The sequence below is a fragment of the Homoserinimonas sp. A447 genome, from assembly GCF_054489325.1.
In genome coordinates, this window is sequence record NZ_JBTMWW010000001.1 from 2,951,905 (window position 1) to 2,970,521 (window position 18,617).

The following is an 18,617-nucleotide window of genomic DNA, read 5'->3' on the forward strand; positions in this document are numbered from 1 at the left end:
CTCCTAGTCGGTACCGGAGTGCTCGAAGAGGCCAGGGTGCCTGGCCAGCTCGAGGCGCGTGCGCCTGATGTGGCCGTACAGCATCCGTTCTGCGTCTTCCACGTCGCGCCGCTCAATGGCGTGGGCGATCAGGTGGTGCTCGTGATGTACCGTCTTGTCGGCCTCCACCGTGAACAGCCGGGTGAACGCCCGGCGGTAGTGCTGGGTCGCGTTCCAGAGCCGCTGCACCGTCTCGCCCAGCACATTGGTGTCTGCGGCGCTGTAGCTGAGCCAGTGGAATGCCCGGTCCAGGCGCAGGAACGCCTCGACGTCGTCGCCCTTCTCCATCGCATCCGCCAACCGGTGAAGCTCGGCCACGTTCTCCCCGGTCAGGTTGGGCACGCTGAATCGAAGCAGCAGCGGCTCGATGCGTTCCCGAATCTGGTACAGCTCCTCGCACTCGGCCAGGCTGAGGCGGGACACCCAGGCACCGGTGTTGGCGACCAGGGTGACCAGGCCCTCGGCCTCCAGGATCCTCAGGGCTTCGCGCACCGGAACGCGGCTGGCACCATACCGGGCCGCGACCATCTCCTGGCGCACGCGCTCGCCCGGACCGATCTCCCCGTCGAGGATGGATTCTCGCAGACCGTCGGCGATACGGTGCGCGGAGGCGCCGTGCTCGGACTTGACCAGGCTCACGGCTACTCCGCCGGTCGTGCTGGATTCCACAGCTTGACGCGGGCGGTCTTCTCGTAGGCCTTGCCGTTCGGGAAGCTCACCAACTCGAACTGCATGCCCCACGGCGACAGGAAGTAGACCCAGCGCTGGCCCTCGCTGGCATTCCTGCTTGCCGTCGGTTCACCCAGGATCCGGATGCCGTGGGCGCGCAGGTGGGCAACGGCAGCATCGAGGTCGTCAACGTAGAAGGCGAGGTGATGACCGCCGAGGTCACTGTTCCTCGGCTGCTCGCGCTGGGCATCCGCCGCCTCGAACTGGAAGACCTCGAAGTTGGGGCCGAACTCGCACCGGTAGAAGTTCAGCTGCCTCATGACGGTGCGGGGGTGCACGTTCAGGTGCTCCAGCATCCAGTCGTCGTCGGATTGGAAGGGGCCGAGCGAGTACACCCGCTCGCATCCGATGACGTTGACGAAGAAGTCGTCGGCCTCGTCGAGGTCGGGAACGGTGAAGCCCACATGTTCGGTTCCCCGTAGTCCTGGTAGTCCCATCGCGGTAGCCTCTCTGCTCACCTCAATCATGGCGGATACTGCGATTGTATTCATTGGGGCACAACTGCGCAGCAAAGCATGGCACAATTCCCTAAAGTTTCTTGCCATTGGATTCAATACGGACGTATGCTGGCCTGAAGGAACTCTGCTCGCACGCCCCTGGGGCCGCGCGTCCTGCCAACGGAGGCCTGTCAATGGAGAGAGGTAGTCATGCCCGAAGTGCAACGCCTGGACCCGGCCCAGCCGTGGGTGCGCCTGTCGACGACGGCGGACGACTGGAAAGCAGCCGACCCGCAACTGCTGACCACCATGCTCGGCGAACTCCACCTCATCCGCGCCTTCGAGGAGACCGTTCTCGAGCTCGCTGCCGAAGGCCTGGTGCACGGCCCGGCCCATTCGAGCATCGGCCAGGAGGGCGGCGCCGTCGGCTCCATCGTCGGCATGCGGGCGACGGATGCCATCAACGGCTCGCACCGCGGCCATCACCAATTCCTGGCCAAGGCGATCACGTACGTCTCGCAGGGCAAGCTCGACCTCGACGCCCTGGTCACCATTGACCTCCAATCGGTACTGCAGCGCACCCTGGCCGAGATCCTCGGGCTTGCCCAGGGCTTCTGCCGTGGCCGAGGCGGGTCGATGCACCTGCAGTGGTTCGAGGCGGGAGCGCTCGGCACCAACGCCATCGTCGGCGGGGGAGTGCCGCTCGGCGCCGGGCACGCCTGGGCGCAGAAGAACGCCGGAACCACCGACCTGACGATGAGCTACTTCGGTGACGGCGCCACGAACATCGGCTCCGTCCTCGAGTCGATGAACCTGACATCCGCCTGGAAACTGCCACTCGGCTTCTTCATCGAGAACAACCTGTACGCGGTCTCCACCCACGTCAACGAGGCAACCGGTGAGCCGCGGCTGTCGGCGCGCGGGCTCGGATTCGGCATTCCATCCTGGCAGGTGGACGGGATGGACCCGCTCGCCGTCTACCTCGCAACCCAGCAGGCTGAAGAAGTGATGCGGTCCGGCGGGGGCCCGGCCATCATCGAGGCCGAGGTATACCGGTTCTTCCACCAGAACGGCCCATACCCGGGAAGTGCCTTCGGCTACCGCACCAAGGAAGAAGAGGCTGCCTGGCGTTACCGTGACCCGCTCACCCGGGTCGCCAGCGAGATGATCAAGCTCGGGCTCATCACCGAGGAGATCGTGGCCGGCGTACGCGAGCAGGCCCAGGCCGCCATGCGCGCCGCGGCAGGTGAACTGCTGGAGGCGGACCCGGATGCTGCGGGCAAGCGTCGCATCATCGCCACCCTGTGGCCAGACGCCTCCTTCGTCGATGTCGGGTTGCGCGGGGATGCCAGCGAGCTGGCCGACGCGCGCACCCTCGACCCGCTCGACTACACCGGTGACACCGAGGAGAAGCGATTCGTCGACGCCGTCGCCGAAGTGATGGGACGCCGCATGCACGAGGACGAGCGCATCATCGTGCTCGGAGAGGACGTTCACCGACTCGCCGGTGGAACCAACGGGGCAACCAAGGGACTCTCAGCCGCGTACCCCGGCCGCGTGCTGGGCACACCGATCAGCGAGAACGCCTTCGCCGGGCTCGGCGGAGGAATGGCGCTGGACGGACGCTTCCGCCCGGTGGTCGAGTTCATGTACCCGGACTTCATGTGGGTGGCCGCCGACCAGGTCTTCAACCAGATCGGCAAGGCGCGTCACATGTTCGGGGGCGAGAACCCGGTGCCGCTCGTGCTCCGCACCAAGGTCGCCATGGGCTCCGGCTACGGTTCCCAGCACCTGATGGACCCGGCCGGCATCTTCGCCACCAGCCCCGGATGGCGCATCGTCGCCCCGTCGACCGCCGCTGACTACATCGGACTCATGAATGCCGCCCTGCAATTGCAGGATCCCGTGCTCGTCATCGAGCATGTCGACCTCTACGGCCAGAAGCAGGAGGTCCCGGCTGGCGACCTCGACTACCTCCTGCCTTTCGGCAAAGCCGGCATCCGCCGCGCAGGCAACGACGTGACGGTCATCAGCTACCTGTCCATGGTTCAGCACTGCCTGGAAGCCGTCGAACAGGCTGGCATGGACGCGGAGGTCATCGACCTGCGCTGGCTGGACCGCGCGTCCATCGACTGGGACACTCTCGGTGAGAGCATCCGCAAGACCAACAGCGTGCTGATCGTCGAACAGGGCGCGAGGGGAACCTCCTATGGCGCCTGGCTCGCCGACGAGCTCCAGCGCCGCTTCTTCGACTGGCTGGACCAGCCCATCGAACGCGTCACCGGCGGTGAGGCAAGCCCCAGCATCTCCAAGGTGCTGGAGCGTGCGGCGATCGCCCGTACCGACGAGGTCGTCGCCGGCCTCGAGCGGATCCGAGCCGGAATGGGAGGCAAGTGATGGCCATCCTCATCCGGATGCCGGAGGTGCTGACCGGCGCCACCGAGGCGGCCCTGCAAAGCTGGCTGGTCTCTCCAGGCGACGAGATCACCGTCGGGCAACCGCTGGCCGAAGTGGAGACCGAGAAGGCGACGGTCGAATACGAGGCGGAGCAGGCTGGGACGCTCGCCGGGCTCCTCATCGAGGTCGGCGTGCAGGTCTCGGTCGGCACCCCCATCGCGGTGCTGGCCGGGCCGGGCGAGACGGCGGAAGAGGCGCTCGCCGCCGTCGACACCGGTGCCGCGCCCGACGACGATACCGAAGTGGCTGCACCGGAGACGATTGCGGTCGATGGGGTGACGACTGCCTCCACCGACCCGGAAAACCTCGATGTCGAGCCGCAGGCTCAGACCGAACCGGATGCTGCGGTGCCCGCCCCCCGCGCTGACGGCGAGCGGCTCTTCGCCAGCCCGCTGGTGCGCCGAATGGCCCGCGAGCAGGGTCTTGACCTGAGCGCGGTGAAAGGCACCGGCCCTGGTGGACGTATTGTCCGCCGTGATATCGAGGGACTGGAAGCCGGCACCAAGCCGGAACCGAAGGCAGCGCCAGTGAGCGCCGGCGGGTTCACCGATGTTCCGCACACCGGGATGCGCCGGGCCATTGCCCGCCGCCTTACCGAGAGTAAGGGCACCATCCCGCACTTCTACCTGAGCGCCGACTGCCGCGTCGACGAGCTTCTGCAACTGCGCACGCGGGTCAACGACGCCGCCACCGACAAGGTGTCGGTCAACGACTTCGTGGTGAAGGCTGTCGCTGCGGCGTTTGCGGATGTGCCGGACGCCAACGCCATCTGGACGGATGACGCGATCCGGCGGTTCGATGACGTCGATATCGCAATCGCGGTCGCCATCCCCGGCGGGCTGGTGACACCGGTCGTGCGCGCCGTGAACCGGCTGACGCTGACCGAACTGGCTGCGAGCATCCGCGACCTGGCGGGACGTGGCCGGGAAGGCAGGCTCAAGCAGCACGAACTGGAGGGCGGATCGTTCGCGGTCTCCAACCTCGGGATGTACGGCACACGGGAGTTCTCGGCCATCATCAACCCGCCGCAAGCGGGGATCCTCGCCGTCGGGGCGGCGTCACCGCGCCCGGTGGTGGGGGCGGATGGCGAGCTCACGGTCGCGAACGTGATGACGGTGACCCTGTCGGCCGATCATCGAGTGCTCGACGGCGCGCTCGCCGCCGAGTGGCTGGCAGCCTTCGTCGCCAGGATCGAGAACCCGGTGAGCATCCTCATCTGACCCATCTGCGGGTTGAGTAGCTCGCGAAGCGAGCGTAGGTCCCCTGAGTAGGGCGCTCCGCGCCCGTATCGAAGGGTCGAAACCGCAGAAGGATCAGACGCGGTCGCGCCAGTCGGGTTCGCTGTCGCGGATGACGCCGATCGGCAACGTCACCGCGCCCGTCATCGGGGCGATCACCGTTGCCTCATCGCGGCGGTGCCGCAGCACGGTGTCGATGTAGGAGGTCACCGCCTCAGCCAGCGGAACGTCCCTCCGCTCGTTCTGCGACAGGAACCAGCGGTGGTCGAGCATCTGGTGGAACACCTCGGCGGGCTCCAGCTTTCCCCGCAAGTCACGGGGGATCGCCCGCACCACCGGTTCGAAAACCGTGGCCAGCCACTCGTGGGCGACCATCTCCTCGTCCATGTCTCGGGTGCCGTACGCGGCGGTGTACGAGTCCAGGTCGTTGAGCAGCCGCCGTGCCTGGTTCTCCTGCGCGTCCAGCCCGGTCAGGCGCAGCAGCCGGCGCTGGTGATGCCCGGCATCCACCACCTTCGGCTGGATGCGCACCTGGGTGCCCGTCTCATCCGTCCTGATGGCCAGCTCTTCAATGTCGAAACCGAGCTCGTGCAGGCGTTCGACACGTTCGGTGATGCGCCAACGCTCCGATGAGGCGAAGGACTCCGCCCCGGTCAGCTCCTGCCACAGGCTGCGGTAGGCCGCCACGATGCCGTTGCTGACCTCCACCGGGTCCACGTTCTCGTCGAGCCGGCCGCCGGCCGCCAGGTCGAGCAGCTCGCCGGCGATATTCACCCGGGCGATCTCCAGGTCGTTCTCACGCTGCCCGTTGGAGAGGCCGTTGTAGAGCTTGCCGGTCTCAGCGTCCACCAGGTAGGCCGCGAATGATCCGGCGTCGCGCCGGAAGAGCGTGTTGGAGAGCGAGACGTCGCCCCAGAAGAAGCCAATGATGTGCACGCGCACCAACAGCACGGCGAGCGCGTGCACCAGCCTGGTCGCGGTCTCCGGTCGCAGCGTCTGCGAGTACAGCGCCCGGTAGGGGAGGGAGAACTTGAGGTGCCGGGTGACCAGGCAGGCGTCGAGGGGTTCGCCGTCGGCATCCGCCCGGTTGGTGATCACGGCGACCGGTTCAACGCAGGGGATGTCGAGTCGCTGCAGGGTGCGCAGCATCTCGTACTCGCCCTTGGCGAGTTCCGGAGAGGTCTCCTTGATGGCGACCACGTAGCCGCTCAGGTGCGCGAACCTCACCAGGTGGCGCGAGATGCCCTTCGGCAGGGCCGCGATCGTCTCATCCGGCCACACCTCAAGCGGCAGGTGCCAGGGCAGGTCGAGCAGCGCAGAGTCGACGGTAGCCGAGATGATGCTGAGGGATCCGCTCATGGTGTGCCTAACCCGGGTTCCGCTGGTCGAGCTTGTCGAGACCTCGTTCGCAGTACGAGGAGGCCCCGGCAAGCTCGATCGGCGACGATTGCGTTAGACGGTGACCGGCGCGTTCAGGCGCAGGCCGGACTCGCTGTCGAACACGTGGATGTGGTTCGGCTCCGGGAGGATGAACACCTTGTCGCCGGCGTTCGGGTGGTTGCGCCCGTCCACCCTGGCGACGATGTCGACACGCGAACCGTCGATGTCGGTGTGCCCGTACAGGTAGCCGTCAGCACCCAGTTCTTCGATGACGTCGACGTCGACTGCGAGGCCCTCGCCGGTGGTCGACACTTCGACGTCTTCCGGGCGAACACCGATGGTGACGTTCTTCGACGTGGTCTGGCCCAGAACGTCGCGACCCACCCTTGCGGTCGCGCTTCCGAACCTCAGGCCATCCTCGACGACGTCGGCGGGGAACAGGTTCATGGCCGGCGAGCCGATGAATCCGGCGACGAACAGGTTGACCGGCTGCTCGTACAGGTCGCGCGGAGTGCCGACCTGCTGCAGCACGCCGTCCTTCAGCACGGCGATGCGGTCGCCCATGGTGAGCGCCTCAGTCTGGTCGTGGGTGACGTAGACGGTGGTGACACCGAGACGCCGCTGCAGCGATGCGATCTGCGTGCGAGTCTGCACGCGCAGCTTGGCGTCGAGGTTCGACAGCGGCTCGTCCATGAGGAACACCTGCGGCTGGCGCACGATCGCGCGGCCCATTGCAACACGCTGCCGCTGGCCACCGGAGAGGGCCTTCGGCTTGCGCGCCAGGTATGGCTCAAGGTCGAGCAGCTTGGCGGCCTCGAGGACGCGGGTGGCGCGCTCCTCCTTGTTGACGCCGGCGATCTTCAGGGCGAAGCCCATGTTCTCGGCCACCGTCATGTGCGGGTAGAGCGCATAGTTCTGGAACACCATGGCAATGTCACGATCCTTCGGCGGAACGTCGGTGACGTCGCGATCGCCGATGAAAATGTGACCGTCGTTGACCTCTTCAAGGCCGGCGAGCATCCGCAGCGCCGTTGACTTTCCACTACCGGACGGGCCGACCAGCACCAGGAATTCGCCGTCTGCAACGTCAAGGTCGAAATCGCTGACGGCGGGAACGGTGGAACCCGGGTAGAGGCGGGTGGCCTTCTTGAATGTGACTGATGCCATGACGAACGTTCTCCTTCACCGGCAGGTACGTGCCGGACGATCCGTAGTGAATGGATGGGAATGCCGTCCCGAACCCGGGGCGGCATCCTTGCCATTATGTCATCGCACCCCGTTTGCGGGTAACCGACTGCTGATTCCACTGGCTAGGCTGTTTCAGCAACCGTTTGGTGGGCTCCCAGATTGGCTGACTAGCATCGTTGGGTAGCATGCGTGCCGCGGCTGATCCCGACGGACACCAGTTGAGGCAAAAGCGAGGATAGATGACGAACGACGGCGCGAGCACGCGGCCTCCCACGGGAGCAGAATCGCGGGCCGGAAAACGCGCTGTTGCACGTCAGAAGGCACGCGAGCTCCGCATCGAGCAGCGCAAGAAGGATGTCCGGAATCGGCGCCTGCTGCAGGGTGGCATCATCCTCGCTGCCATCATGGTGGTCGCCGTCGTCGCCGTGACCATCTGGTCGCAGATCCCTTCCGCGCGCACCGGTCCCGTCAACATGCTCAGTGACGGCATCAAGATCGGTGAGGGCTTCGTCGCCGAGACGACGCCTGGGCTGAAGCCCGGTGATGCGCCGGTACCGTCGGAGGTCACTGCGGGGTCTGAGGTCATCGACATCCGCGTCTACCTCGATTACCAGTGCCCAGGGTGCCGAGATTTCGAGGAGACCAACCACGCGCAATTGGCCACCTGGGTCGAGACCGGGGCGGCGACCGTCGAGTTCCACCCGATCGCACTCTTCGACCGCCACTCGCTGGGCACCAAGTTCTCGACGCGTGCCGCCAACGCTGCGGCCTGTGTCGCCAACTACTCCCCGGACGCGTTCTTCGACTTCAACTCACTGATGTTCGCCAACCAGCCGGAGGAGGGCACCGAGGGGCTCACCAACGAGCAGATCATCGTGCTGGCCAAGAGGGCGGATGTCATCAGTACCGAGCTCATCGAGAAGTGCGTGAACGACCAGAACTACAAGACCTGGGTCAACGCGTCGACCGCACGCGCCATCGCCGGGCCGATTCCGAACAGCACGGTCGAACGGGTTGCCGCCACACCGACGGTCATCGTCAACGGTGTGCAGTACAACGGGCCCCTCGACGACGCTGAGTCGTTCGCGACTTTCGTCAGCACCTCGGCCGGGAACGCCTTCACCGAGAAGTCGACCATGGAGACGCCGACGCCGACCCCCACGCCGGTTCCTGCGGGATAGCTTGCATTTCGCTCCCTGAGCTCGTCGAAGGGGGACTCGCTCGGCGCAGTGAGGCGGATCAATACCGTTGGGCACTTCTGAGACGATTCGGTTTCAACCGACATCTGTTGGGTGAGGCATCCAAGCCTCAGAAGGATGGCGAGGAGTATGCGTGCAGTCCCCGTGTTCGATGAATTGACCGAGTCGCGAACCGACGCTGAACTCCTGCTTGCCTCGGAGGTCGGCGACAAACAGTCGTTCGGTCTACTTTTCGACCGACACAGCCGAGTGATCTATGCGGTGGCCCTTGCCATTGTGAAGAACCCCGCTGACGCGGAGGAACTGCTATCCGACGCGTTCTTCTTGTTATGGCGGAAGTGGGCAGCCATCGAGTTCTTCGGCGACTCGCTCCTGCCATGGCTGATCACGACGGTCAGGTATCTGGCGCTGAATCGGCGCCGAGCGGCACGACTCTCTATAGTCCTCAACGACGAGATCGACCTTGGTGCGTCGCCTTCGGCTGAGCATGCAGCGGAGCATCGAGTGCTTGCCCAGCGCCTCGAGGCGCTGATCCGAACGCTGAGTCCCCTGGACCAGCAGATCGTCCAACTCTGCCTGGTTGACAGCCTGACCTACGAGCTAGCTGCACAACGACTGGGGATCACTCACGGGACGGTCCGCAATCGCCTCTCGCGCAGCAAGAAACAACTTCGAACGGAACTTGATCCCGAAGGGCAGAGCCGATGAACGTCCCAACAATTGAAAGCGAGTTGCTTCCGAGCAGCAGCGACTTCGAGCGCATGAAAGCCGACCTCTTCGAGCGAATCGAGGATGCCGACATCCGTACCGTCCCGCACGCTTTGCCGATCACAATGCGTAAGCGACCGATTGTTCGGCGCGCGATTTGGGCAGCAATTCCGGCCGTCGCAGCGGCGGCCATAGTGGCCACTGTGATCTCGACAACGGTGTTCGGGTCCGCCGGAGCCTCAGCGGAGGCTGCGGAAGTCCTCCATAAGGCTGCATCCTCGACGATTAATTCGACAGATCCCGTCGTCGGCCCGGGCCAGTTTCTGAAGGTCGAGTCCAACCAGGTCGCACTGAGTTTCTCGGGCCAGGACGCAGCGTACGAGCAACCCCGCTCGGTTACTCTCTATATCCCTGAGGACAAGAGCGGCACCTGGTTGCGCGGCACGCAATGGCTGTCGCCCGGGGAGAACTACGGCAATGCCGAGCCCATGATTGATGAGTTTTGGAGCGACCCGAACCGAGGGACGCTCCGCCTCTACGAGGCGGAAGCCGGAAATTTCGGTGGAACGCAATACGACTACGCCGGCGAAATCGCAAAGTTGCCACGGGACGCAGACGCGCTGCTGGCTTACCTGTACGAGCGAGCCGAAGGTTCAGCGTCGAAAGAGGAGGCGGTCTTCGAAAAAATCCGCGGGCTTCTGACCACAGGCCTCGTTCCCGCCGAAGTTCGTCGCGCGATGTATACGGCGTTGGCGGAGCTCCCCGGGGTGTACTTGGCTGATCGGCAGGCGAATCTTGACGGACGAACCGGAGTGGCGATTAGCCGGAAGGAACCTTCCCGACCATTCGTGCAGCAGATCATCATCGACCCGGCGACCGGGTTGCTCATTGGTGACCGCATGCTCACCGTGGAGAAGTGGGGGCCAGTCCCGGTCGGATCTACCGCGAGTTGGACCGCCGTCACAACTTCAGTCGTCGACGCACTCCCTGCGGGACCGTATTCGACAATGCCCCCGGCAGGATGATGTCGAGCCCGACCCCGGCGTCATCCCGTCCTGAGCATCGCCGTCGCATCACGTACTGGATTGACATCACGTATGCCGTGGCTGAAGCCCTCGATGACCAGAGCGCCGAGCGTGAGGGGATTTCGATGGGCGCCGCGGACCCACCAACCAGCCGGTGAGGAACGAGCGACCTTAGCGGTCATACGAGATCGTTGACGCATCGCGGTCGACGGAGATCTGCGTGACCACGTCTACTGCCTCGATCTGCTGGCGGCGCGTGTGGTGGGGCCAGACCGCTCGCAGGATACGGATGGCGTCATCGAGGTCAGTGCCGGCGCGGCTGCTCGTGTCGGCGAGTTTGCGAGCAGCTTCCAGCACCGGTCGCGGGGTGGTGGCAGCGCTTCGGCTGACCCGCGTTCCGCCTCCGGTTCGAGCGGTGAGGTAGCCCTCGGACTCGAGCGCTTTGTACGCCTTGGCGACGGTGCCGGGCGCGACGCCCAGGTCATTCGCCAACTGGCGAACCGACGGCAGCCGTTCGTCCGCTGCGAGCTGACCGGAGGCGATCAGTCCGCGAATCTGATCGCGAATCTGCTCGGTCGGTGCGGCGGAGCCTGACAACGAGATGATCATCACGTGCTCGAGGTCGAGGCGCGTCTCCGGTTCGGTATCGCCGACAGGGCCACGGCGACCCAGAATGCGATTCCGAGGGACGCAGCAACATAGGATGCGACCCGGAGTGTCGGCTCAAGCGCAGCGAAAGCAGTCCAGGACATCATGCTGCCCTCAGAAGTGGAGAATGCGCCTCGAAGCGAGGCGGTTCCCGCCAGTGAACCGAGGATGGTCCCGAGGTGCACCAATAGCGCGCCTGTCCCGACCGCAACAACATTGCGGGTGCGGAGGGTTCGGATGTGCACGTCCCGCTCCTGATGATGGTCGAGCGGAGGTCGTGCGATGAGGAACAGGGTGAAGGCGGCGACCATAATCATGACCGCGGTGAGAATCAGGGCCGGAACGGAGCTGAACCACCCGTAAATGCTGGTGCCCATGCTTCGCTCGCCGCCGAGGTCGACGACGTACATCGTGTAGTGGCCGGTCTCTGGGTCGGGCTGTGAGGCCGCGCCGGCTGCGATGGTGAGCGCCAGGATGATCGCAAGAACCACGGCTGGGACGACGAACCACCACCCGCGCGCGAAACTCAGCGGCGTTCGAGGCGTCAACTCTGCAACACCCCGCCCCTTTCGGGCTCGAACCGGGACGGCGAGGAGCACCGTGCCGAGAACCGCGAGCACCAGCGGGAAAATGAACCGGTAGTCCGTGTACCAGAGCCAGAACTCGAGTGGTAGCTCCAGCGGCAGCAAAGGCAAACCCAGTGTGCGCGGCGCGATCGCGCCGAGCACGAGAAGGATCCCGGCGGCCAGAGAGAATGCGGCCACGCTGCCGCCCGGAAAGCGAGTCTTTCGTCCCAAGATCAGCCACCACACCAAGGCGAGGGCGACGCCCGCGAGAACGGACCCCCACACCATGAGGTAATACCAACCCATCGCTACAGCCCCTCACCTTGTGTCATCCAGACGATACACCTATGTATCACTGGACTGCTACAAGCATCCGGGGAGTGCGGACGGCGCGCAGCGAAAAGAGGAATGAACTGATGGAGCCCCCAGTCGGATTCGAACCGACGACCCCCGCTTTACAAGAGCGGTGCTCTGGCCAACTGAGCTATGGAGGCGAATTGACCTCCCTATGCTAACGGGAAGTTCGCGGACATCCGATCACAGCTGGGTCAGGTGCTGCTCCACGTCGAAGCTCGACTTTCGTTCGGATCCGGCCTTCTTCGGGGTGCCAACGTACAGCCAGCCGAGCAGCTGCTCATTGTCGTCGAGGCGGTGCACTTCCCGCACCGCCGCTGATCGGGTGAACGGCCCGGTTCGCCACATGACACCCCAGCCGGCCTCCGTGAGCAGCAGGCTGAGGATGTGCGCGACACCGGATGCTGCGGCATCCTGCTCCCAGATCTCTACCTTGTGGCTGGGTTTCCTGCACGCCACGACGGCGATCAGCAGGTCTGCCCGCAGCGGCTTCCCGGCAAGCTTGTCGCCGTCTTTTCCATGCTTACCGGCGGCGGATGCCATTGCCCGCCCCAAATGATCACGGGCGCCTTCGCGCAACTCGATGAGCCGCCACGGCCTGAGCGCACCATGGTCGGCGACATTCGCGGCGGCGCGTACCAACGGGACCAGCTGGTCGTGCGTTGGCGCGCCCGCGCTGACCTTCGGCGCCGAGCGTCGGCTCGCCACCGCCGTCAGTACCGGAGCGTCAGCGATCAGTTCTCCTCGGCCTTGAAGTCGAGGGACAGCGAGTTCATGCAGTAGCGGTCGCCGGTGGGGGTGCCGAAACCGTCGGGGAAGACGTGGCCGAGGTGCGAGCCGCAATTGGCGCAGCGCACCTCCGTGCGTGTCATGCCGAGGGTGTTGTCTTCCAGTAGCTCGACCGCCTCTGGGCGCACCGACTCGTAGAAGCTGGGCCAGCCGCATCCGGAATCGAACTTGGTGCCGCTCTTGAACAGTTCCGCGTTACAGGCCGCACAGGTGAAGACGCCCGACCGCTTCTCATCGAGCAGTTCGCCCGTCCAGGGGCGTTCGGTCGCCGCCTCGCGCAGCACCGAGTATCGGTCAGTGCCGAGCTCCTCGCGCCACTCTTGTTCGCTCTTGTTCACCTGGTATGTCATAGTCCAGCCTTTCGCTGATTATCTCTGCCCATACTAAAACCCCTGCCTGACAGGTTCTGTTCCCGATGGCTTCAGCAAACCGCGAGTGTGCCGGCGTTGGTAAGGTGAACCTAACTTCCCTGTCGTTGGAGTGCCTGTGAGATCCGGTGTGCGCCTCGTGCTCGTGGCGCTCGCCGCGCCGGCGCTCGTCCTCGGCTCAGCCGTCACCGCAACCGCGACTGATGCTCCTGTGCCGACCGCCGCATCCTGCGCCGTCGACGACGCCACCATCACCTGGGGTTTCAAGGAGTCGTTCCGTTCCTACATCAGCGGTGCCATCGCGAACGGGCAATGGGCGGTGTCGGGTGGGGCCGAATACGAGACCCCCGACTTCCGGTTCGGCGGCGGCAGCGGCCTGCTCGACCGCAGCGCGGGGGTCGGCAGCGTCGAGTTCCCCGGAGCCGTAACCTTCACCGGGCACGGAGGCATCCTGAACACCACCATCGAGAAACCGGTCATCGAATTCCGGGACGACAGCGGCGCCCTCTACTTCGACGTCAACGGCACCACCCAGGACGGTGCAGAGGTCGATGCGCGAATGGTCGAATTCGTCACCCTGGCGCTGGATGCGGGCGAGCTCGCCGAGCGCACGGATGATCGACTGACCATCAGAGACGTTCCGGCGACGCTGACGGATGCCGGCGCCGAGGCATTCGGCACCTACCAGGCCGGTGAACCGTTCGACCCGGTCACCATCGAGCTCACGTTCGACGGCGAATGCGAGGCCCCCGCGGAGACGAACTGGTGGCTGGTCGGCGGACTCGCGCTCGGAGCCGCTGCCGCGCTCGTCGCGGCGCTCGTCTGGTACCGGGTCCGCCGCTACTCGGAGGGCTAACCGGTCGGCGCGTACACGGCGCGGGCGACCGCGTCGATGACGTCGGCCGTGCGGGGGCCGAAACTCAGGATCTCGCCGTCCGCCATCGTGACGAAACGCCGATTCTGGCCGGCCGGGGTGATGCCGATCGCCGCCTTCGTCTGCAGCAGGCCGTCCACGCCACCGGCGCTCTGAAGCCCGGAACTCATCACCAGAATCAGGTCGGGCGCAGCCGCGATGATCGCCTCGTCGGTCATCGGTTTCATGCCGGACCAGCCGATCTCGGTGGCCACGTCGATGCCGCCGACCGCGTCGATCAGGTCGTCGGCGCCGGACTCCGCGCCGAACAGGTAGTAGATGCCGGAGTCCCCGCGAAGGTAGAGGAACAGCATCCGCAAGCGGTCGCCCGGTTCCTTCGGCGCGATCGCTGCGACCTCCGCGACCTTGGCCGAGATCTCGGTGCGCAGCCGCTCCGACAGTTGCCGGCCGGCTTCGTCGGCGCCGAGCGCGTGTGCGACCTGCTCGGTCAACTCGTAGACGCCATCAAACCCGGTGCCGGCGTCCACGAAGACGATCGGGATGCCGACATCGCGCAGCTGCAGCATCACGTCGATCGGTCCGATCGTGCCGTCGGTGATGATCAGTGTCGGACGCAGGGCGATCACTGACTCGTTGTTGATGGTGTGCCCGCCGGTCGTCACCAACGGCAGGTCGACAACTCCGGGGAAGGTGGAGGACGAGTCGCGTCCGACCAGATGGTCGCCGAACCCCAGCCCGGCGATGGTCGCCGAGATCGAACCGGCCAGGTCGAGGCCCAGGATGCGCGACGTGTCGGTGACCGTCACCTCCACGTCACCGGCGAGGTCGTGCGAGGTCACCGTGGCCGGCAAAGACTGGGCAGGGTCATCCGTCACCGGCGTGATCGAGGTCTCCCTCAGCACGGCCGTGGTCTCGCCCACCCACGACTTCGGGTCATCCAGCAGGTGCAGTTCGGCCAGTGGAACCAGGGGGCCGGATGCCTGCGGCTCGACGGTCGGCTGCGGCACCCCGCTGGCACATCCGGCCAGGAGGGTTGCCAGAACCAGCGCCGAGACGGCGATGCGGGGGAGGGAGGCGACGGGCATACTTAGGTAATCCTAACTAGCCTGGCTGATCAGCTGTACGGATGGGTTGTGCGACCTGCCCAGAGCCTCCGCGGCGAGGCACTCGACCGACCCTAGGATTGCAGCGGAGGAAGCAGTGGACGCAGCAACAGGCCGGCAGCGCACCGAGCTCTCCGAAAGCGACGCGGGACTGCTCGCATTCGAGAGCCGCGGGTGGCGCAACCCCGGCACCAAGGAGCAGGCGATCCGAGTGGAGCTCGGAATCTCGGCCGCCCGGTACTATCAATTGCTGAACGCACTCATCGACTCCCCAGCCGCTGCTCGGTACGATCCCTTGTTGGTGAGCCGCTTGCGGCGCATGAGAGCGGGCCGAACCCAGGCCGGCGCCGAACGCTAGACCCACGGTCGTATCCACACGGTCGTATCAAGAACGTCGTCTGAGAACGCAGAGCCACCGAAAGAGAGCCATGGCTGCCCCAACCACACAACGGCCCGTCACACAACGGCCCGTCCGTGACCGGTTCGACGCGGTACCGGATGACCTCCATCGGGTGGGCGCGCACCGCGCCAAAGCCCATTGGGGCCAGGGCTGGGCGAACCTGGCTTGGGTCGTCGGGGCGATCCTCGTCCTCTCAGTCGGTGGCCTCTGGGGGCTTTCCCAGATCAACAGCGACTTCCAGTTCGGCCTGCCGTTCATGAACGCCGCCGAGGAAGAACCGGGCGATGCCCCGCCAGCGGACAGTCCCGAAGCGGTCGAGCCGAAGCTCGACCCGGCGATCGTCATCACGGTGCTCAACGGAACAGGAACCCCCGGCCTGTCCAACACGGTCGGCGACTACCTCGTCTCGCAGGGCTGGGAGGGTGCGGCATTCGGTGTCGGCGCCCGCGTCAGCGCATCCGCCTCCGATGTGGAGATCACCCAGGTGATCTACAACAACCCGGACAATGAGGCCGCTGCCCGGGCCATGCTCGAGACGCTGGGAGTGGGGGAGCTGGTGCTGGCCAACACCTACCCGGCATCCCCGCTGGCGGTACTCATCGGCAGCGATTATGTGCTTCCGGCGGGCTGATTCGGCCGCCATCCCGGCGATGTCGCATAAAATCGCGTAAAAATTCATGACTTTTGCCCAAGAAGGGCAGATTGCCCCTCCCCAAAGCGAGCGGATGCCCGTTACTATCTGGGAACGCGGGATTACCCCCCGCGTTGCGGCGCACCCGGATGCACCATCCGGCTCGCCGTTCGAACCACAGCAGGGAGTTATCAATGGCGAACGGAACCGTCAAATGGTTCAACGCTGAAAAGGGCTACGGCTTCATCACCGTCGATGGAGGGGAGCAAGACGTTTTCGTCCACTACTCCGCCATCGAGATGGGTGGATACAAGGTTCTTGAAGAAGGCCAGAAGGTCGTCTTCGAAGTTGGCACCGGAAACAAGGGACCCCAAGCCGAGTCGGTTCGGCCGGCGGAGTAGCGAAGCTTCGTCGCCACCACTGGCAGGCAATCCCAGACTGCGCCGCCCGGTTCACCGGGCGGCGTCAGTTGTTAACGGACCGATGCTCCTCCCGCGGTCGACCGCAGCTTGCACTCGCAGGGTCAGAGTGCCAGAATCATTTAGCACTCTCTTATTGCGAGTGCCAAAGCTGTTGCAACTTTCACGACGTCCGGGAGGGACGAGAAACACACATGGCAAAGATCATTGCTTTCAACGAAGAGGCCCGTCGCGGCCTTGAGCGTGGACTGAACACCCTGGCAGACGCAGTCAAGGTGACGCTTGGCCCGCGCGGCCGCAACGTCGTACTCGAGAAGAAGTGGGGCGCGCCCACCATCACAAACGATGGTGTGTCGATCGCCAAGGAAATCGAACTCGACGACCCCTACGAGAAGATCGGCGCAGAGCTGGTCAAGGAAGTCGCCAAGAAGACGGATGACGTCGCCGGCGACGGAACGACCACCGCAACCGTCCTCGCCCAGGCACTGGTACGCGAAGGCCTGCGCAACGTCGCAGCCGGCGCCGACCCGATCAGCCTGAAGCGCGGAATCGAGAAGGCCGTCGCATCCGTCACCGAAGCCCTCGTCAACCAGGCGAAGCCCATCGAGACGAAGGAAGAGATCGCGGCCACGGCCTCCATCTCGGCCGGCGACCCGGAGATCGGCGCGCTGATCGCCGAGGCGATCGACAAGGTCGGCAAGGAAGGCGTCGTCACCGTCGAGGAGTCGAACACGTTCGGCACCGAGCTGGAGCTGACCGAAGGTATGCGCTTCGACAAGGGTTACCTGTCGGCATACTTCGTGACCGACCCGGAGCGCCAGGAAGCCGTCTTCGAAGACGCGTACATCCTGATCGTCAACGGCAAGATCTCGCAGATCAAGGACCTCCTGCCGATCGTCGACAAGGTCATCCAGAGCGGCAAGCAGCTGCTCATCATTGCCGAGGATGTCGACGGCGAAGCCCTCGCGACCCTGGTCGTGAACAAGATCCGCGGCATCTTCAAGTCGGTTGCCGTCAAGGCTCCGGGCTTCGGCGACCGCCGCAAGGCGCAGCTGCAGGACATCGCCACCCTCACCGGTGGACAGGTCATCTCCGAGGAGGTCGGACTCAAGCTCGAGAACGCCACCCTCGACCTGCTCGGTCGTGCACGCAAGGTCGTCATCACCAAGGACGAGACCACGATCGTTGAGGGTGCCGGCGAGCACGACGCCATCGCCGGTCGCGTCGCGCAGATCCGTTCCGAGATCGCCAACACCGACTCCGACTACGACCGCGAGAAGCTGCAGGAGCGCCTGGCCAAGCTGGCCGGTGGCGTTGCAGTCATCAAGGCCGGAGCGGCAACCGAGGTTGAGCTCAAGGAGCGCAAGCACCGCATCGAGGACGCCGTCCGCAACGCGAAGGCTGCCGTCGAAGAGGGCATCGTCGCCGGTGGTGGCGTTGCACTCATCCAGGCCGGCGAGGTCGCTTTCGCCAGCGCTGCGCTGACCGGTCTCGAGGGTGACGAAGCGACCGGTGCGAACATCGTTCGCGTCGCCATCGACTCGCCGCTCAAGCAGATCGCCGCCAACGCGGGCCTCGAGCCCGGTGTTGTCGCCGAGAAGGTGCGCAACCTGCCGACCGGTCACGGCCTCAACGCCGCAACCGGTGAGTACGTTGACATGCTCGCTGCCGGTATCAACGACCCGGTGAAGGTGACGCGTTCTGCGCTGCTCAACGCCGCGTCGATCGCCGGACTGTTCCTCACCACCGAGGTTGTCATCGCTGAGAAGCCGGAGAAGAACCCGGCTCCGATGGGTGACCCGTCAGGCGGAATGGACTTTTAAGGTCTAGCAACAAACAGGGGCGGTTCCTTCGGGAGCCGCCCCTTTTGCGTGCTCGGCTTGGTGTCGTGTGAGGCGTCCGGGCGGGTGTTGCATGGTCTCCGTCCATAGAAGCCCGGCCCACCCGAGACCCTGCAACACCCGCCCGGCCCGATCCCGTAGGGCCAAGGCCCCTTCCGTGGCATCCGCCCCTCTGTCAACAGGATGGAATTTGCGGCACGCCGGTGGCGCGGCGCGGCTGAGCG

At 65.3% G+C, this 18,617-nt stretch carries 19 protein-coding genes and 1 tRNA gene; 10 read left to right on the forward strand and 10 right to left on the reverse strand.

All coding sequences use genetic code 11. The annotated features are described in order from the left end of the window. Positions 1-3 precede the first annotated feature (3 nt). A complete protein-coding gene (locus tag ACX3O0_RS14610; RefSeq protein WP_459108189.1) occupies positions 4-678 on the reverse strand; it encodes a GntR family transcriptional regulator in 675 nt (224 codons plus the stop codon). A 2-nt stretch (positions 679-680) separates the two neighbouring features. Further along, positions 681-1,205, reverse strand: a complete 525-nt coding sequence (locus tag ACX3O0_RS14615) for a VOC family protein (RefSeq protein ID WP_459108190.1) — start codon at positions 1,203-1,205, stop codon at positions 681-683. 210 nt (positions 1,206-1,415) lie between these two features. Between ACX3O0_RS14615 and ACX3O0_RS14620 the strand changes: the two genes are divergently transcribed. Both ACX3O0_RS14620 and ACX3O0_RS14625 read left to right on the forward strand, forming a co-directional pair. Further along, on the forward strand, positions 1,416-3,602 hold the full coding sequence (locus ACX3O0_RS14620) for an alpha-ketoacid dehydrogenase subunit alpha/beta (protein ID WP_459108191.1): 2,187 nt from the start codon (positions 1,416-1,418) through the stop codon (positions 3,600-3,602). Then, positions 3,602-4,882 (forward strand): dihydrolipoamide acetyltransferase family protein, encoded by a 1,281-nt coding sequence (locus tag ACX3O0_RS14625; protein ID WP_459108192.1) that lies wholly within the window; start codon positions 3,602-3,604, stop codon positions 4,880-4,882. Before ACX3O0_RS14620 ends, ACX3O0_RS14625 begins: the two co-directional genes overlap by 1 nt. 93 nt (positions 4,883-4,975) lie before the next feature. On the opposite strand, the gene ACX3O0_RS14630 is transcribed toward ACX3O0_RS14625, so the two are convergent. Continuing rightward, complete coding sequence (locus ACX3O0_RS14630) at positions 4,976-6,259, reverse strand: DUF4032 domain-containing protein (protein WP_459108193.1); 1,284 nt, start codon at positions 6,257-6,259, stop codon at positions 4,976-4,978. Between the two features lie 93 nt (positions 6,260-6,352). After that, the gene (locus ACX3O0_RS14635; RefSeq protein ID WP_459108194.1) at positions 6,353-7,447 is read right to left on the reverse strand and encodes an ABC transporter ATP-binding protein; all 1,095 of its coding nucleotides are present in this window, start codon (positions 7,445-7,447) and stop codon (positions 6,353-6,355) included. Between the two features lie 260 nt (positions 7,448-7,707). On the opposite strand from ACX3O0_RS14635, the gene ACX3O0_RS14640 reads away from it, so the two are divergent. The 3 genes from ACX3O0_RS14640 to ACX3O0_RS14650 all read left to right on the forward strand — a co-directional run bounded on the left by ACX3O0_RS14640 (position 7,708) and on the right by ACX3O0_RS14650 (position 10,400). After that, positions 7,708-8,649 (forward strand): DsbA family protein, encoded by a 942-nt coding sequence (locus ACX3O0_RS14640; RefSeq protein WP_459093099.1) that lies wholly within the window; start codon positions 7,708-7,710, stop codon positions 8,647-8,649. A gap of 147 nt (positions 8,650-8,796) precedes the next feature. Beyond that, on the forward strand, positions 8,797-9,375 hold the full coding sequence (locus tag ACX3O0_RS14645) for an RNA polymerase sigma factor (RefSeq protein WP_459108195.1): 579 nt from the start codon (positions 8,797-8,799) through the stop codon (positions 9,373-9,375). Further along, positions 9,372-10,400: a CU044_5270 family protein gene (locus tag ACX3O0_RS14650; RefSeq protein WP_459108196.1), complete on the forward strand. Its 1,029-nt coding sequence runs from the start codon at positions 9,372-9,374 to the stop codon at positions 10,398-10,400. Before ACX3O0_RS14645 ends, ACX3O0_RS14650 begins: the two co-directional genes overlap by 4 nt. Positions 10,401-10,571: 171 nt before the next feature. Here ACX3O0_RS14650 and ACX3O0_RS14655 read toward each other — a convergent pair whose 3' ends face one another. The 5 genes from ACX3O0_RS14655 to msrB all read right to left on the reverse strand — a co-directional run bounded on the left by ACX3O0_RS14655 (position 10,572) and on the right by msrB (position 13,107). Next, a complete protein-coding gene (locus ACX3O0_RS14655) occupies positions 10,572-10,997 on the reverse strand; it encodes a GntR family transcriptional regulator (protein WP_459108197.1) in 426 nt (141 codons plus the stop codon). A gap of 11 nt (positions 10,998-11,008) precedes the next feature. Beyond that, a complete protein-coding gene (locus ACX3O0_RS14660) occupies positions 11,009-11,920 on the reverse strand; it encodes a hypothetical protein (RefSeq protein ID WP_459108198.1) in 912 nt (303 codons plus the stop codon). 111 nt (positions 11,921-12,031) lie between these two features. Next, positions 12,032-12,108: transfer RNA gene (locus ACX3O0_RS14665), tRNA-Thr, on the reverse strand. A gap of 43 nt (positions 12,109-12,151) precedes the next feature. Next, on the reverse strand, positions 12,152-12,676 hold the full coding sequence (locus ACX3O0_RS14670) for a nitroreductase family protein (RefSeq protein WP_459108199.1): 525 nt from the start codon (positions 12,674-12,676) through the stop codon (positions 12,152-12,154). Positions 12,677-12,702: 26 nt separating this feature from the next. Next, a complete protein-coding gene (msrB, locus tag ACX3O0_RS14675) occupies positions 12,703-13,107 on the reverse strand; it encodes a peptide-methionine (R)-S-oxide reductase MsrB (RefSeq protein ID WP_459108200.1) in 405 nt (134 codons plus the stop codon). 136 nt (positions 13,108-13,243) lie between these two features. Here msrB and ACX3O0_RS14680 point away from each other — a divergent pair, with 136 nt between their 5' ends. Continuing rightward, positions 13,244-13,981: an HtaA domain-containing protein gene (locus tag ACX3O0_RS14680; protein WP_459108201.1), complete on the forward strand. Its 738-nt coding sequence runs from the start codon at positions 13,244-13,246 to the stop codon at positions 13,979-13,981. Here the strand turns inward: ACX3O0_RS14680 and ACX3O0_RS14685 are convergent. Next, entirely contained in the window at positions 13,978-15,084 is a 1,107-nt protein-coding gene (locus tag ACX3O0_RS14685; RefSeq protein WP_459108202.1) for a heme/hemin ABC transporter substrate-binding protein, read from the reverse strand. The genes ACX3O0_RS14680 and ACX3O0_RS14685 overlap by 4 nt on opposite strands. Positions 15,085-15,199: 115 nt before the next feature. Between ACX3O0_RS14685 and ACX3O0_RS14690 the strand changes: the two genes are divergently transcribed. The 4 genes from ACX3O0_RS14690 (at position 15,200) to groL (ending at position 18,375) form a co-directional block, all read left to right on the forward strand. Next, a complete protein-coding gene (locus ACX3O0_RS14690) occupies positions 15,200-15,460 on the forward strand; it encodes a DUF3263 domain-containing protein (RefSeq protein WP_459108203.1) in 261 nt (86 codons plus the stop codon). Between the two features lie 70 nt (positions 15,461-15,530). After that, positions 15,531-16,133 (forward strand): LytR C-terminal domain-containing protein, encoded by a 603-nt coding sequence (locus ACX3O0_RS14695; RefSeq protein ID WP_459108204.1) that lies wholly within the window; start codon positions 15,531-15,533, stop codon positions 16,131-16,133. Positions 16,134-16,327: 194 nt separating this feature from the next. Beyond that, entirely contained in the window at positions 16,328-16,534 is a 207-nt protein-coding gene (locus tag ACX3O0_RS14700; RefSeq protein ID WP_459093108.1) for a cold-shock protein, read from the forward strand. Positions 16,535-16,746: 212 nt separating this feature from the next. After that, the gene (gene groL, locus ACX3O0_RS14705) at positions 16,747-18,375 is read left to right on the forward strand and encodes a chaperonin GroEL (RefSeq protein ID WP_459108205.1); all 1,629 of its coding nucleotides are present in this window, start codon (positions 16,747-16,749) and stop codon (positions 18,373-18,375) included. Positions 18,376-18,617 lie beyond the last annotated feature (242 nt).

Coding starts and splice junctions, on each gene's coding strand:
- ACX3O0_RS14615 (WP_459108190.1), bottom strand. CDS start 1,205: ATGGGACTACCAGGACTACGGGGAACCGAACATGTGGGCTTCACCGTT.
- ACX3O0_RS14620 (WP_459108191.1), top strand. CDS start 1,416: ATGCCCGAAGTGCAACGCCTGGACCCGGCCCAGCCGTGGGTGCGCCTG.
- ACX3O0_RS14625 (WP_459108192.1), top strand. CDS start 3,602: ATGGCCATCCTCATCCGGATGCCGGAGGTGCTGACCGGCGCCACCGAG.
- ACX3O0_RS14630 (WP_459108193.1), bottom strand. CDS start 6,259: ATGAGCGGATCCCTCAGCATCATCTCGGCTACCGTCGACTCTGCGCTG.
- ACX3O0_RS14635 (WP_459108194.1), bottom strand. CDS start 7,447: ATGGCATCAGTCACATTCAAGAAGGCCACCCGCCTCTACCCGGGTTCC.
- ACX3O0_RS14640 (WP_459093099.1), top strand. CDS start 7,708: ATGACGAACGACGGCGCGAGCACGCGGCCTCCCACGGGAGCAGAATCG.
- ACX3O0_RS14645 (WP_459108195.1), top strand. CDS start 8,797: ATGCGTGCAGTCCCCGTGTTCGATGAATTGACCGAGTCGCGAACCGAC.
- ACX3O0_RS14650 (WP_459108196.1), top strand. CDS start 9,372: ATGAACGTCCCAACAATTGAAAGCGAGTTGCTTCCGAGCAGCAGCGAC.
- ACX3O0_RS14660 (WP_459108198.1), bottom strand. CDS start 11,920: ATGGGTTGGTATTACCTCATGGTGTGGGGGTCCGTTCTCGCGGGCGTC.
- msrB (WP_459108200.1), bottom strand. CDS start 13,107: ATGACATACCAGGTGAACAAGAGCGAACAAGAGTGGCGCGAGGAGCTC.
- ACX3O0_RS14685 (WP_459108202.1), bottom strand. CDS start 15,084: ATGCCCGTCGCCTCCCTCCCCCGCATCGCCGTCTCGGCGCTGGTTCTG.
- ACX3O0_RS14695 (WP_459108204.1), top strand. CDS start 15,531: ATGGCTGCCCCAACCACACAACGGCCCGTCACACAACGGCCCGTCCGT.
- ACX3O0_RS14700 (WP_459093108.1), top strand. CDS start 16,328: ATGGCGAACGGAACCGTCAAATGGTTCAACGCTGAAAAGGGCTACGGC.
- groL (WP_459108205.1), top strand. CDS start 16,747: ATGGCAAAGATCATTGCTTTCAACGAAGAGGCCCGTCGCGGCCTTGAG.